Annotated in this window: 8 protein-coding genes, 2 tRNA genes and 3 rRNA genes; 11 read left to right on the plus strand and 2 right to left on the minus strand. The window is 36.3% G+C overall.

The genetic code is table 11. From position 1 onward, the window contains the following. Positions 1–612: 612 nt before the first annotated feature. From AJ886_RS05755 to rrf, 5 genes are all read left to right on the plus strand, one after another. A 16S ribosomal RNA gene (locus AJ886_RS05755) occupies positions 613–2,125 on the plus strand. Positions 2,126–2,227: 102 nt separating this feature from the next. Further along, positions 2,228–2,303, plus strand: a tRNA-Ala gene (locus AJ886_RS05760). 8 nt (positions 2,304–2,311) lie between these two features. Beyond that, positions 2,312–2,388, plus strand: a tRNA-Ile gene (locus tag AJ886_RS05765). Positions 2,389–3,117: 729 nt separating this feature from the next. Continuing rightward, positions 3,118–6,175: ribosomal RNA gene (locus tag AJ886_RS05770) — 23S ribosomal RNA — on the plus strand. Positions 6,176–6,470: 295 nt separating this feature from the next. Continuing rightward, positions 6,471–6,587, plus strand: a 5S ribosomal RNA gene (gene rrf, locus AJ886_RS05775). The 16S, 23S and 5S rRNA genes sit together here with 2 tRNA genes alongside, the layout of an rRNA operon. A 137-nt stretch (positions 6,588–6,724) precedes the next feature. On the opposite strand, the gene murD is transcribed toward rrf, so the two are convergent. Both murD and mraY read right to left on the minus strand, forming a co-directional pair. Then, the gene (murD, locus tag AJ886_RS05780; RefSeq protein WP_070275099.1) at positions 6,725–7,933 is read right to left on the minus strand and encodes a UDP-N-acetylmuramoyl-L-alanine--D-glutamate ligase; all 1,209 of its coding nucleotides are present in this window, start codon (positions 7,931–7,933) and stop codon (positions 6,725–6,727) included. Then, a complete protein-coding gene (gene mraY, locus AJ886_RS05785; protein ID WP_002859004.1) occupies positions 7,933–8,994 on the minus strand; it encodes a phospho-N-acetylmuramoyl-pentapeptide-transferase in 1,062 nt (353 codons plus the stop codon). Before mraY ends, murD begins: the two co-directional genes overlap by 1 nt. 79 nt (positions 8,995–9,073) lie before the next feature. Between mraY and gpmI the strand changes: the two genes are divergently transcribed. The 6 genes from gpmI to sdhB all read left to right on the plus strand — a co-directional run bounded on the left by gpmI (position 9,074) and on the right by sdhB (position 14,918). After that, positions 9,074–10,552, plus strand: coding sequence for a 2,3-bisphosphoglycerate-independent phosphoglycerate mutase (gpmI, locus tag AJ886_RS05790; protein ID WP_070287355.1), 1,479 nt, complete (start codon positions 9,074–9,076; stop codon positions 10,550–10,552). Continuing rightward, positions 10,536–10,634 carry a hypothetical protein gene (locus AJ886_RS10970; RefSeq protein WP_002869268.1) on the plus strand — a complete coding sequence of 33 codons (99 nt, stop codon included), beginning with the start codon at positions 10,536–10,538 and terminating at the stop codon, positions 10,632–10,634. Before gpmI ends, AJ886_RS10970 begins: the two co-directional genes overlap by 17 nt. Beyond that, positions 10,624–11,367: a 3-oxoacyl-ACP reductase FabG gene (gene fabG / locus AJ886_RS05800; protein ID WP_070287357.1), complete on the plus strand. Its 744-nt coding sequence runs from the start codon at positions 10,624–10,626 to the stop codon at positions 11,365–11,367. The genes AJ886_RS10970 and fabG overlap by 11 nt, the downstream gene beginning before the upstream one ends. Positions 11,368–11,373: 6 nt before the next feature. Further along, positions 11,374–11,784 carry a pyridoxamine 5'-phosphate oxidase family protein gene (locus AJ886_RS05805; protein ID WP_074469337.1) on the plus strand — a complete coding sequence of 137 codons (411 nt, stop codon included), beginning with the start codon at positions 11,374–11,376 and terminating at the stop codon, positions 11,782–11,784. Positions 11,785–12,120: 336 nt separating this feature from the next. Continuing rightward, on the plus strand, positions 12,121–13,956 hold the full coding sequence (gene sdhA / locus AJ886_RS05810) for an 8-methylmenaquinol:fumarate reductase flavoprotein subunit (RefSeq protein ID WP_002857383.1): 1,836 nt from the start codon (positions 12,121–12,123) through the stop codon (positions 13,954–13,956). Continuing rightward, positions 13,953–14,918: an 8-methylmenaquinol:fumarate reductase iron-sulfur subunit gene (gene sdhB / locus AJ886_RS05815; RefSeq protein ID WP_070283338.1), complete on the plus strand. Its 966-nt coding sequence runs from the start codon at positions 13,953–13,955 to the stop codon at positions 14,916–14,918. The genes sdhA and sdhB overlap by 4 nt, the downstream gene beginning before the upstream one ends.

Here is a 14,918-nt window from a genome sequence, read left to right on the forward strand (position 1 = left end):
AACCCACCAAATACTTATATAAATACTTACACAAATATTTATATTGTTTAATCCCTCTTTAAGTTTAATTGGTTATACTTTCATTTCCTTTTTTGAAAAAAGGACTTAAAATCTTTTAAATTATAAAGTTTCATTAGCTTACGTAGATTTTATAAATTAACTTTATTTTAGATTTTTTAAGTTTTTAAATTATTTGAGTTTTTAACTTTCTTAATTTTTTAATTTAAAGCTAAAAAGTTTTATTTATAAATCTTAGTTTTTTAATTTAAAAACTTTTCTTTTAAAAATGATTTTTTGTTTTGTTCTTTTAACTTAGTATTGTTATTCAAATCTTATTAGTCAATCTTTGAAATCTAAATAAGTGATCGATTGAGCCAGAAAGATTTAGGCATAAGCAATTATGTAAAATCTATTCAATCTAATTTAAAAAGATTAAAAGCTTTTCTTTTAATCTTTTATAACTTTTTCTTTGAAGAAAAAGATTAAACTATCTATAAAAGTAATAAGGTTTATCTCTTTAATACAATCTAAGTAGTTTATCTATTAGGTTGGCGGGGTAGGCCTTTAGCTTGCTTCTTAGTCAAGGCTTTGCCTTGATGCTAAAGAAGGTTTATTATGGAGAGTTTGATCCTGGCTCAGAGTGAACGCTGGCGGCGTGCCTAATACATGCAAGTCGAACGATGAAGCTTCTAGCTTGCTAGAAGTGGATTAGTGGCGCACGGGTGAGTAAGGTATAGTTAATCTGCCCTACACAAGAGGACAACAGTTGGAAACGACTGCTAATACTCTATACTCCTGCTTAACACAAGTTGAGTAGGGAAAGTTTTTCGGTGTAGGATGAGACTATATAGTATCAGCTAGTTGGTAAGGTAATGGCTTACCAAGGCTATGACGCTTAACTGGTCTGAGAGGATGATCAGTCACACTGGAACTGAGACACGGTCCAGACTCCTACGGGAGGCAGCAGTAGGGAATATTGCGCAATGGGGGAAACCCTGACGCAGCAACGCCGCGTGGAGGATGACACTTTTCGGAGCGTAAACTCCTTTTCTTAGGGAAGAATTCTGACGGTACCTAAGGAATAAGCACCGGCTAACTCCGTGCCAGCAGCCGCGGTAATACGGAGGGTGCAAGCGTTACTCGGAATCACTGGGCGTAAAGGGCGCGTAGGCGGATTATCAAGTCTCTTGTGAAATCTAATGGCTTAACCATTAAACTGCTTGGGAAACTGATAGTCTAGAGTGAGGGAGAGGCAGATGGAATTGGTGGTGTAGGGGTAAAATCCGTAGATATCACCAAGAATACCCATTGCGAAGGCGATCTGCTGGAACTCAACTGACGCTAAGGCGCGAAAGCGTGGGGAGCAAACAGGATTAGATACCCTGGTAGTCCACGCCCTAAACGATGTACACTAGTTGTTGGGGTGCTAGTCATCTCAGTAATGCAGCTAACGCATTAAGTGTACCGCCTGGGGAGTACGGTCGCAAGATTAAAACTCAAAGGAATAGACGGGGACCCGCACAAGCGGTGGAGCATGTGGTTTAATTCGAAGATACGCGAAGAACCTTACCTGGGCTTGATATCCTAAGAACCTTATAGAGATATGAGGGTGCTAGCTTGCTAGAACTTAGAGACAGGTGCTGCACGGCTGTCGTCAGCTCGTGTCGTGAGATGTTGGGTTAAGTCCCGCAACGAGCGCAACCCACGTATTTAGTTGCTAACGGTTCGGCCGAGCACTCTAAATAGACTGCCTTCGTAAGGAGGAGGAAGGTGTGGACGACGTCAAGTCATCATGGCCCTTATGCCCAGGGCGACACACGTGCTACAATGGCATATACAATGAGACGCAATACCGCGAGGTGGAGCAAATCTATAAAATATGTCCCAGTTCGGATTGTTCTCTGCAACTCGAGAGCATGAAGCCGGAATCGCTAGTAATCGTAGATCAGCCATGCTACGGTGAATACGTTCCCGGGTCTTGTACTCACCGCCCGTCACACCATGGGAGTTGATTTCACTCGAAGCCGGAATACTAAACTAGTTACCGTCCACAGTGGAATCAGCGACTGGGGTGAAGTCGTAACAAGGTAACCGTAGGAGAACCTGCGGTTGGATCACCTCCTTTCTAGAGTACAAAGTAATAAGTCTCACCACTATTACTTCAATATATAAACTCAATTGATTCTTGTTTAGATTTCAAAGATTGATGATAAAGCTAATTGTTTATGGGGAATTAGCTCAGCTGGGAGAGCGCCTGCTTTGCACGCAGGAGGTCAGCGGTTCGATCCCGCTATTCTCCACCATTTATTAAGGGCCTATAGCTCAGCTGGTTAGAGTGCACCCCTGATAAGGGTGAGGTCACAAGTTCAAGTCTTGTTAGGCCCACCATAAAAAAGATTTGAATAAAAAAGCTTTAAAATCTAAAGCAAGTATATAAAGTAGATTAAATATAAAATATAAACTCTATACTTAGATTTATTTTTATCTTTAGCTATAAAAGAATATACTTTAAATAGATATAAGTAGCATATACATTATGTATTTATATTTATAATGATTATATTAATATATATATATACTTCCTTTAGGTTTTAAACCTAAATGTTCTTTTTAATTATCATTGTTAAGAGTCACAAGCAAGTTTTAATAAAAACAATTTTACAGGACTTGTTAAAGGATAAAACCTATTTATCTTTTCTTTGGTTTAACTTATATCTTTTAATTATCTTTATTTCTATAATAAAGAGAATATTAGATTTAAGATTTGTAAATTAAAGACAAGTTTCAAACTCACAGCTTAGTTAAGACTAAATCATTTAGTTCTATATTAAGTGTTTGAATGCTTTCCGTCTTAAGATAAAGAAGTCTTATCATAAAAACTTTAACAAGGAAGTGATGCGTTTTAGAATCAATAAAAAAGGTAGAAGTTAGGTTATATCTAACTTTTATGCAAATTGTTTTTTTAGCGATTAAGAATTGAAGCTTTATCTACATTAATTTTTTAATGAATGTTTAGTTTATTTCGTTTTAAGCCTAATATCTTTTAGGTTGGCGGGGTAGGCCTTTAGCTTTGGTTCTTTAGGATGAGCTTTGCTCATCTGCTAAAAGAACATCAAAAGGTAAGCTACTAAGAGCGAATGGTGGATGCCTTGACTGGTAAAGGCGATGAAGGACGTACTAGACTGCGATAAGCTACGGGGAGCTGTCAAGAAGCTTTGATCCGTAGATTTCCGAATGGGGCAACCCAATGTATAGAGATATACATTACCTATATAGGAGCGAACGAGGGGAATTGAAACATCTTAGTACCCTCAGGAAAAGAAATCAATAGAGATTGCGTCAGTAGCGGCGAGCGAAAGCGCAAGAGGGCAAACCCAGTGCTTGCACTGGGGGTTGTAGGACTGCAATGTGCAAGAGCTGAGTTTAGCAGAACATTCTGGAAAGTATAGCCATAGAGGGTGATAGTCCCGTATGCGAAAAACAAAGCTTAGCTAGCAGTATCCTGAGTAGGGCGGGACACGAGGAATCCTGTCTGAATCTGGGTCGACCACGATCCAACCCTAAATACTAATACCAGATCGATAGTGCACAAGTACCGTGAGGGAAAGGTGAAAAGAACTGAGGTGATCAGAGTGAAATAGAACCTGAAACCATTTGCTTATAATCATTCAGAGCACTATGTAGCAATACAGTGTGATGGACTGCCTTTTGCATAATGAGCCTGCGAGTTGTGGTGTCTGGCAAGGTTAAGCAAACGCGAAGCCGTAGCGAAAGCGAGTCTGAATAGGGCGCTTAGTCAGATGCTGCAGACCCGAAACGAAGTGATCTATCCATGAGCAAGTTGAAGCTAGTGTAAGAACTAGTGGAGGACTGAACCCATAGGCGTTGAAAAGCCCCGGGATGACTTGTGGATAGGGGTGAAAGGCCAATCAAACTTCGTGATAGCTGGTTCTCTCCGAAATATATTTAGGTATAGCGTTGTGTCGTAATATAAGGGGGTAGAGCACTGAATGGGCTAGGGCATACACCAATGTACCAAACCCTATCAAACTCCGAATACCTTATATGTAATCACAGCAGTCAGGCGGCGAGTGATAAAATCCGTCGTCAAGAGGGAAACAACCCAGACTACCAGCTAAGGTCCCTAAATCTTACTTAAGTGGAAAACGATGTGAAGTTACTTAAACAACCAGGAGGTTGGCTTAGAAGCAGCCATCCTTTAAAGAAAGCGTAATAGCTCACTGGTCTAGTGATTTTGCGCGGAAAATATAACGGGGCTAAAGTAAGTACCGAAGCTGTAGACTTGCACACAACTTAGATTATTTAAGTTGAGAATATAAAAAACTAAGTTATATGTTTTAAGTTATATTTTTACTGATTTTTATAGAGTAAAGATAGAAATAAAACTTAGTAAAATCAATAAAAATATTCTTAGGCTAAAGTTAAGTAGTTTAAGTTGTGTGCAAGTGGTAGGAGAGCGTTCTATTTGCGTCGAAGGTATACCGGTAAGGAGTGCTGGAGCGAATAGAAGTGAGCATGCAGGCATGAGTAGCGATAATTAATGTGAGAATCATTAACGCCGTAAACCCAAGGTTTCCTACGCGATGCTCGTCATCGTAGGGTTAGTCGGGTCCTAAGTCGAGTCCGAAAGGGGTAGACGATGGCAAATTGGTTAATATTCCAATACCAACATTAGTGTGCGATGGAAGGACGCTTAGGGCTAAGGGGGCTAGCGGATGGAAGTGCTAGTCTAAGGTCGTAGGAGCTTATACAGGCAAATCCGTATAAGAACACTCCGAGAACTGAAAGGCTTTTTGAAATCTTCGGATGGATAGAAGAACCCCTGATGCCGTCGAGCCAAGAAAAGTTTCTAAGTTTAGCTAATGTTGCCCGTACCGTAAACCGACACAGGTGGGTGGGATGAGTATTCTAAGGCGCGTGGAAGAACTCTCTTTAAGGAACTCTGCAAAATAGCACCGTATCTTCGGTATAAGGTGTGGTTAGCTTCGTACTAGGATTTACTCCGAAAGCGAAGAAACTTACAACAAAGAGTCCCTCCCGACTGTTTACCAAAAACACAGCACTCTGCTAACTCGTAAGAGGATGTATAGGGTGTGACGCCTGCCCGGTGCTCGAAGGTTAATTGATGGGGTTAGCATTAGCGAAGCTCTTGATCGAAGCCCGAGTAAACGGCGGCCGTAACTATAACGGTCCTAAGGTAGCGAAATTCCTTGTCGGTTAAATACCGACCTGCATGAATGGCGTAACGAGATGGGAGCTGTCTCAAAGAGGGATCCAGTGAAATTGTAGTGGAGGTGAAAATTCCTCCTACCCGCGGCAAGACGGAAAGACCCCGTGGACCTTTACTACAGCTTGACACTGCTACTTGGATAAGAATGTGCAGGATAGGTGGGAGGCTTTGAGTATATGACGCCAGTTGTATATGAGCCGTTGTTGAGATACCACTCTTTCTTATTTGGGTAGCTAACCAGCTTGAGTTATCCTCAAGTGGGACAATGTCTGGTGGGTAGTTTGACTGGGGCGGTCGCCTCCCAAATAATAACGGAGGCTTACAAAGGTTGGCTCAGAACGGTTGGAAATCGTTCGTAGAGTATAAAGGTATAAGCCAGCTTAACTGCAAGACATACAAGTCAAGCAGAGACGAAAGTCGGTCTTAGTGATCCGGTGGTTCTGTGTGGAAGGGCCATCGCTCAAAGGATAAAAGGTACCCCGGGGATAACAGGCTGATCTCCCCCAAGAGCTCACATCGACGGGGAGGTTTGGCACCTCGATGTCGGCTCATCGCATCCTGGGGCTGGAGCAGGTCCCAAGGGTATGGCTGTTCGCCATTTAAAGCGGTACGCGAGCTGGGTTCAGAACGTCGTGAGACAGTTCGGTCCCTATCTGCCGTGGGCGTAAGAAGATTGAAGAGATTTGACCCTAGTACGAGAGGACCGGGTTGAACAAACCACTGGTGTAGCTGTTGTTCTGCCAAGAGCATCGCAGCGTAGCTAAGTTTGGAAAGGATAAACGCTGAAAGCATCTAAGCGTGAAGCCAACTCTAAGATGAATCTTCTCTAAGCTCTCTAGAAGACTACTAGTTTGATAGGCTGGGTGTGTAATGGATGAAAGTCCTTTAGCTGACCAGTACTAATAGAGCGTTTGGCTTATCTTTAATAAAGCATCACTTCCTTGTTAAGGTTTTTATAAAGCTTTGAATGTTTTATATGAAATATTTATATAAACATTATGTTTTTAAGCTAATAAAATCTTTCAAGTAAAGTTTATATTAGAACTTGCTCTTAACATTGTTTTTTAAGTATTCTATATAAAAACTTATCAAAGATAAAAGATAAGTAAAGAAGAAAGAAAAACAAAAGAAGAAAGAGAATAAAGAAAAAAGTAAAGAAATAAAAAGATTAAGCTTTATTTTTTAAATTCAATCTTTCAAAGAATATTTAAATAACAATGTCCGTGATTATACAGATGTGGAAACGCCTTGCTCCATCCCGAACCAAGAAGCTAAGCACATCGTGGGTGATGATACTACGCCTTACTGGCAGGGGGAAAGTAGCTCATTGCGGACTTGTTAAATGTCTTCATTACTTACTTTATATATAAATCCTATGTTTATTTTTATTGTTGTTTTAGATGACACTTAGAATAGTGTTTAAAAAAGAGTTTGTTGCTGGTTAGGGTTTTTTTGTATGAAAAGTAAAATAAATTAAATTTTATTCACACATTCTTTAAAGACTTTTCCACGCTCTGCGTAAGAGTTGAACTGATCTAAACTTGCACAAGCGGGACTTAAAAGAGCCACTTCATTGTCTTTTAAGTGATTTGAAATTTCATTTACAGCTTTAGATAAAACTTCACATTTATAGGCTTTCAAATTCGCTTTTTTTGCATAATCAAGCATTTTTTCGGTACTAATACCTATAGCATAGAGTTCTATATCAAATCCTTTCATAAAATCAAATAAATTGCTAAGATCTACACCCTTATCATCTCCCCCTATGATGAGATGAATTTTTTTCTCTTTATAGCGACTAAGTGCAGCCATTACCGCACTTTCATTTGTAGCTTTAGTGTCATTTACCCAAAGCCTATTTTGACTGTCTTTAAGCTCTTCGAGTTTATTTTTTTCCATTACAAAGCTATTTAAAAGCACATAGCTTAAAGTATCAAGTAGAATTTTTTCTATAGCTAAAGCCATGATAGCATCGAGTAAAAAAGGACTTTTAAAGGAAATTTTTTCCGTATCAATGCCAAATTTAACAGCTAGATCTTTTTCATCTTCATAGCTTATTTTATGAGCTTTTGTTGGAGTATTTGCATAAATTTTAGGCAGTATTGCTACATCACATTCATTCATTCTTTTTAAAACGCTTAGCTTATCTTGAACATAATTATCAAAACTTCCATGCCAAGAAAGATGATCAGGACTTATAGGTAAAAGTGCATAAATTTCAGGTTTAGCTTTATGAGTGTAGTGTAGGGTGAAAGATGAAGTTTCAAGTATCCAAAGTTTTGCATAAGGATCAAGCTCTGCTAAAGGAGTTCCAACATTTCCACCCATAACAGCACCAATGTGTGATAATAAATGTGTAGCCATTTGAGTGGTAGTAGTTTTGCCATTGGTTCCGCTTATCCAAACGGATTTTGGCATGATATCATAAAAAAAGTCATATTCGCTTTGTAAATTTTTTGCTTTTTGAATGAGTTTGTGCTTTGGTGGAAAACCTGGACTAGGAATTTCAATATCGCTTAAATTATCATCAAAATCATTAGGATTTAAAAGTAAATTTCCTAGTGTATCTTTTTTTGTTTCTGTAAAATGATCATCATAGATATCAAAAGGCCCAAATTTATCTACCAAATTTTCAGCAATAGCACGTGTGGTTTTTCCGTATCCAAAAAGTGAAATTTTCATTATCTTAGCTTTATTGATGCAAGTGCAAGTAAATTTGAAAGTAGGGCTATCATCCAAAAACGCACTATAATTTTATTTTCTACCCAGCCAACTTTTTCAAAATGATGATGAATAGGTGCCATTTTAAAGACTCTTTTATTAAAAATTTTAAAACTTCCAACTTGTAAAATTACAGAAACAGTTTCAAGAACAAAAACAAAACCTATGAGTAAAAGTAAAATTTCATTTTTGCTAATGATAGCTAAAAATCCTATGAATCCACCTAAAGCTAAACTTCCGCTATCCCCCATAAAAACCTGCGCAGGATAACAGTTGTACCATAAAAATCCCATTAAAGCACCGATTAATGCAGCGCAAATAATCACCACTTCACCAAGTCCTTGAATTTTTGGCAAAAGTAAATATTCACTATAATTTAAATTTCCGCTCAAATATAAGAATATCCCTAAAGTAGATAAAGAAAAAATACTTGGAACTGTAGCTAAGCCATCAAGTCCATCAGTTAAATTTACAGCATTAGAGCTAGAAATTAAAACCAAAATCCAAAAAGCAATGGCAAAAATTTCCATATCAAAAAGAGGGTGTTTGTAAAAAGGTATAAAAAGTTCCGTGCTAAGCTCTGAACTAAAATATAAAGGTAAGATGCAAATAAGTCCAGCGATGATTTGTGCTAAAAGCTTCATTCTTGGACTAAGTCCTGAATGATTGTCTTTTTTTAGAACTTTGCCTAAATCATCTATAAGCCCTATTAAACAAAAAAGTATCAAACAAAGTAAAGCACTTATAGCAAAAATATTATCAAATTTGATACAAAATAAACTTGCGATTACTGCAGAACTGATGAAAATAAGCCCACCCATGGTTGGAGTATGGCATTTGGTTTTATGAGTTTCTGGGGCGTATTCGTAAATAGGTTGACTAGCATTTTTAGCTTTTGCCCAAGTAATAAATTTAGGCATTAAAAATAAAGACAAACATAAAGCGATAAAAAATGCAAATCCTGCACGCACACTAATATAAGTAAAAAAAGCATAATGACTTAAATCTGAAAGATAATACAAAACCTAGCCTTCTTTTTGGTTTTTAAAAGTTTAATTTTAGTAAAATCTAACCAAAAAAATTCTTATAAAAGAGAGAAAAATGAAGCAAAAATGCGTTTTAATTATTACAGATGGAATAGGGTATAATAAGAATAGTAAGTTTAATGCTTTTGAAGCAGCTAAAAAACCAAGTTATGAAAAGCTTTTTAAGGAAGTCCCAAATTCTTTACTAAAAACGAGTGGTTTAGCTGTAGGTTTGCCAGAAGGACAAATGGGAAATAGTGAAGTAGGGCATATGTGTATAGGCAGTGGGCGTATTATTTATCAAAATTTAGTGCGTATTAATAAAGCCATTGAAAACAAAGAACTTGAAAAAAATGAGAATTTACAAAAACTTTTAGCAAAATGTAAAAGAGTGCATATTATAGGGCTTTATAGCGATGGCGGGGTGCATTCTATGGATACGCATTTTAAAGCCATGCTTGAAATTTGTGCGAAAAATGGCAATGAAGTTTTTGCTCACGCAATCACTGATGGGCGTGATGTAAGTCCAAAAAGTGGCTTAAATTTCATAAAAGATTTAAAAGAATTTTGTGAAAACCTAGGCGTGCATTTTGCTACGCTTTGTGGGCGTTTTTATGCTATGGATAGAGATAAGCGTTGGGATAGGGTGAAAGAATATTATGAGTGCTTGTTAGGTAAGGCTTATAAAGTGCCAAATTTATTAGAATACCTACAAAAATCTTACGATGAAAATATTACTGATGAGTTTATTAAAGCAGCTCAAAATGAGAATTACAAGGGCATGAGAGAAGAAGATGGCATTATCTTTATCAACTTTAGAAATGATAGAATGAAACAACTTGTTGAAGTGTTAAATTCCAAGGATTTTAAAGAGTTTGAACGCGAAAAAATCTTTGAAAATTTACTTACTATGAGTGTTTATGATGATAAATTTAAACTCCCTGTGCTTTTTGAAAAAGAAAAAATTGAAAATACTTTAGCTCAAGTGATTTCTAAAGCAGGACTTAGTCAGCTTCATACCGCAGAAACCGAAAAATATGCTCATGTAACTTTCTTTTTTAATGGCGGAAAAGAAGAGCTTTTGGAAAATGAAACAAGGGTTTTAATCCCAAGCCCCAAGGTAAAAACTTATGATGAAAAACCCCAAATGAGTGCTTTTGAAGTGTGTGATGTAGTGAAAAAAGGCATAGAAAAGGGTGAGGATTTTATAGTGGTAAATTTTGCAAATGGAGATATGGTTGGACATACAGGTGATTTTAATGCTGCTATAAAGGCTGTTGAAGCGGTGGATATTTGTTTGGGCGAGATTGTAGAATGTGTAAAAAAGCATGATTATGCTTTTATCATTACAAGTGATCATGGAAATTGCGAGGCTATGCAAGATGAAAAAGGAAATTTGCTCACCAATCATACCACTTTTGATGTTTTTGTTTTTGTGCAAGCAAAGGGAGTTTCAAAGATTAAAGATAATATGGGGCTTAGTAATATCGCTGCAAGCGTGCTTAAAATTTTAGACTTAGAAATTCCAAAAGAAATGAATGAGGCTTTATTTTAGTTTGTTTGCCTTTTTTATAAGAAATTTGTTAAGATTGCAATTTTTAAAATTAAACTTATTAAGGATAGATAATGAAATTTAGTGGAAAAAATGTTTTAATTACTGGAGCAAGTAGGGGAATAGGTGCTTCTATCGCAAAAACTTTGGCGGGTTTTGGACTTAAAGTTTGGATTAATTATCGTTCAAAACCTGAACTTGCAGATGCTTTAAAAGATGAAATTATTGCAAGTGGTGGCGTTGCTGCTGTGATTAAATTTGATGCAAGCAAAGAAGATGAGTTTGAAAATGGTGTAAAAACCATAGTGGAGAGCGATGGAGAGTTAAGTTATCTTGTAAATAACGCAGGCGTTACAAATGATAAACTTGCTTTAAGAATGAAATTAGAGGACTTTAGTGGCGTTGTGGATACGAATTTAAGCTCAGCTTTTTTAGGTTGTAGAGAAGCTTTAAAAACTATGAGTAAAAAACGTTTTGGTGCTGTTGTAAATATCGCTTCTATTGTCGGAGAAATGGGCAATGCTGGACAAGTAAATTATTCTGCTAGTAAAGGTGGAATGATAGCTATGACTAAATCTTTTGCTAAAGAAGGAGCAAGTAGAAATTTACGCTTTAACTGTGTAACTCCAGGTTTCATAAAAAGCGATATGACTGAAGTTTTAAGCGATGAAATCAAACAAACCTATCAAGATAATATCCCTTTAAAACGCTTTGCAGAACCTGAAGAAGTGGCTAATTGTGTAGCATTTTTACTTAGTGATTATGCCTCTTATGTGACAGGCGATGTACTTAAGATCAATGGTGGTTTATATATGTAAGGAAAAATGATGGATTTAAAAGAAATAGCACAATTTTTAGATGATAATGCACCGGCATTTTTAGCCACTTTAGGAACTTGTGGAAATCCTAGAGTGCGTCCTATACAAAGTCCATTGCTTGTGGGAGATAAAATTTATTTTTGCACAGCAAACACAAAAGGACTTTTTAAGCATATAAAAAATTATAATGGTATTGAATTTTGTTCTTGTGCAAAAGATGGGACTTTCTTAAGACTTAGAGCTAATGCAGTTTTTGAACCAAATTTAGAAGTTAAAAAAAAGATGTTTGAAAAATATCCTTATCTTGTAAATCTTTATGAAACTCCGCAAAATTCAAAATTTGAAGTTTTTTATCTCGATAATCTAAGCGCTAGAATGCAATTTATGAATGGAGAATTTAAGCTTTTTAAAGCTTAATGATTTGATAATTTTATTAACTATATATTAATTAAGATAAATATTATCTTAATTAATATTAACTTTTTGTTATTTTTTTAAGGTATAATCATTCCGTTTAATTTGCAAGGAATAGATTATGATATATTGCAAAAATTTTTTAATATTTATTTTATTATATTCATCTATCTTCTTTGATTACTTATCTTATGCTTTTTTATATTTATTAAATTATAAATTTATTTTTAATCCATTTTATATTGAAAGGAGAGTTTGTTTTTGGATTTTTGGCATGCGGTTATGTAAGATTGACTTACATTAAAAATTATTATTAATTTTTTAAATAAGGAGAATGATATGGGTGAATTTTCTAGAAGAGATTTTATAAAAACAGCCTGTATTAGTGTAGGAGCTTTAGCTGCAAGTTCAAGTGGAGTTTATGCTTTAGATGATTCATCTAAGATGGATAAAGATACAAATTTACCTTCTTGTGATGTTTTGGTAATTGGATCAGGTGGAGCAGGTTTGCGTGCTGCAGCCGCAGTGAGAAAAGAAAATCCAAAATTAAGCGTTGTAGTAGCTACAAAGATGATGCCATCGCGTAATGCAACTTGTATGGCAGAGGGTGGAATTAATGGAGTTACTGATTTTTCTAATGGAGATTCCTATAAATTACATGCTTATGATACTATCAAAGGCGGAGCTTATTTGGTAGATCAAGATGCGGCTTTAAAATTTTGTGAATTAGCTGGAAAGGCTATTTTTAATATGGATTTTATAGGAACCTTGTTTTCAAGAAATGAACAAGGTGGAGTAGCTCAGCGTTTAATGGGAGGAGCTTCTAAGAAACGCTGTAACTATTCTGCAGATAAAACAGGTCATATTTTAATGCATTCTTGTTTAGATGATGCTATTAGTAGCGGTGTGAAATTTTTAATGGATCATGAGCTTTTGGATATAGGTGTTGTGGATGGAAAATGTGAAGGTGTCGTTTTAAGAGATATACAAAGCGGTGGAATTTATCCTGTGTTATGTAAAGCTTTGGTAATTGCTACAGGGGGATACACAAGGATATTTTATAATAGAACTTCAACTCCTTTTATTGCCACAGGAGATGGTGTGGCAGCTGCTCTTAGAGCAGGACTTGGTTTTGAAGATCCTGAGATGATACAATTTCACCCAACAGGAGTTGCAAATGGTGGAACTCTTATTACAGAAGCGGCGCGCGGTGAAGGGGGATATCTTTTAAATAATCGTGGTGAGCGTTTTATGAAAAATTACCATGAAAAAATGGAGCTTGCACCGCGAGATGTGGTTGCGCGTGCTATAGAAACAGAAATTCGTGAAGGTAGAGGTTATGGTGAGGGACTTGGAGCTTATGTTTTGTGCGATGTACGCCACTTAGGAAAAGAAAAAATTTTAAAAGATTTACCAAAAATTCGTCACACTGCAATGCTTTTTGAAAATATTGATTTAGTAGATACTCCTGTACCTATCCGTCCAACGGCGCATTATTCTATGGGTGGAATTGAAGTGGCTAAATTTGAAGATATGAGTACTAAAATTGCTGGAATTTATGTAGGTGGAGAAGCTTCTTGTATTTCTATACATGGAGCTAATAGACTAGGGGGAAATTCTTTAGCCGATGCAGTTGTAACGGGGCATTTAGCAGGTATTGGTGCGACAAATTATGCCAAAGATGCAAGTTTTGGAAAAGGGGCAAAAACTCATGAACTTGCTCAAAAATGGCAGGCTAGATTTAAAGAAATTACAAATAATGGCGGAAATGGTCAAGAAATGTATGAATTGCGAGAAGAGCTAGGAAGTCAAAATTGGGATAATATGGGGATTTTTAGAACTCAAGAAAAACTCGATCTTCTAGCAAAAAATTTAGAAGATATACAAGCAAGATATGAAAAAATTCGTATTCCAAATCCTAATGAAGTGATGAATACTGCTTTTACAGATTATGTAGAGCTTGGTAATTTGATTTTACTTTCTCGCTGTGCTTGTTTAGCAGCTAGAAATAGACTTGAAAGTCGTGGGGCTCATACTAGAGAAGATTATCCAAAGCGAGATGATAAAAATTTCTTAAAACATAGCATTGTAAATTTAGAAAATGATGAATTAAAGCTTAGTTATAAAGATGTCGTGGTAACTGAGTTTTCACTTGATGGAAGGAGAGTACAATGAAAATCATCATAGATCGTTTTAATGGCAAGGAAAAATATGAACAAAGTTATGATATTGATGATAAGGATATACAAGGAAAAACTCTGCTCTCTCTTTTGCTTTTTATCAAAAAAACAAAAGATATTACTTTAAATTTTACCGCCTCTTGTCAATCTGCAATTTGTGGGGCTTGTGCAGTTCGTGTGAATGGGCATTCTTATCTTGCTTGTGATACTAAAATGCAAGATTTGTTAAAAGAATATGATAATCCTTCAAGTATACGCATTTCTCCGCTTGGAAATTTTAGAATAATTTCTGATTTAATTGTGGATTGGGAGCCTTCTATAGAAAATTTAAGAAAAATTCGTCCTGCCATGGTGGCAAAAAATGAATTTTCAGCGGAAAAGGGCTGTAAACAAAGTCAAGAAGAATTTGATCGTATTAGCAAGCAATGGGATTGTATTTTATGTGGTAGCTGTGCTTCAGAGTGTAATAAATTAGAAGCAGATAGTAGCGATTATATGCAACCTTTTGTTTTTACTCATGCTTGGCGTGCAGCGGCAGACTCTCGAGGTAAGGATCCTATGTTGCATGTAAAACCTAGTGTAATGAATGGACTTTGGCTTTGTGTTCATTGTCAAGAGTGCGCTGATCGTTGTCCAAAGGGTATAAGTTCAGTAAGTGATATAGCAAATTTAAGAGTGATGGCGATTAAAAAAGGTTTAAATGAAGGCTTAGGGCCTGATCATGCTGAAGCTTTTTATAAAGATTTAGTTGAAGGTTCAGGACGCTTGAATGAAATTTATCTTGCTTTGCGTTCTGAGGGTGTTATAGGTTCTATGGGCAAAACAGATATAGCTTTTAAACTTATGCGCGCAGGAAAAATGAATCCTATGCATGTTTTTGGTGAGGATGAAATAGAAGGGCATAAAGATTTGGTTAAAATGATAAAGGCGGCACAAGAAGCTGCTGTTAAGGAGTAA

The organism is Campylobacter sp. BCW_6465, from assembly GCF_001762815.1.
GTDB lineage: Bacteria > Campylobacterota > Campylobacteria > Campylobacterales > Campylobacteraceae > Campylobacter_D > Campylobacter_D jejuni.

Bases quoted from the DNA above. Each gene is read 5' to 3' on its own strand.
- sdhA (WP_002857383.1), top strand. From the start codon at position 12,121: ATGGGTGAATTTTCTAGAAGAGATTTTATAAAAACAGCCTGTATTAGT.
- murD (WP_070275099.1), bottom strand. From the start codon at position 7,933: ATGAAAATTTCACTTTTTGGATACGGAAAAACCACACGTGCTATTGCT.
- fabG (WP_070287357.1), top strand. From the start codon at position 10,624: ATGAAATTTAGTGGAAAAAATGTTTTAATTACTGGAGCAAGTAGGGGA.
- gpmI (WP_070287355.1), top strand. From the start codon at position 9,074: ATGAAGCAAAAATGCGTTTTAATTATTACAGATGGAATAGGGTATAAT.
- AJ886_RS10970 (WP_002869268.1), top strand. From the start codon at position 10,536: ATGAGGCTTTATTTTAGTTTGTTTGCCTTTTTTATAAGAAATTTGTTA.
- AJ886_RS05805 (WP_074469337.1), top strand. From the start codon at position 11,374: ATGATGGATTTAAAAGAAATAGCACAATTTTTAGATGATAATGCACCG.
- sdhB (WP_070283338.1), top strand. From the start codon at position 13,953: ATGAAAATCATCATAGATCGTTTTAATGGCAAGGAAAAATATGAACAA.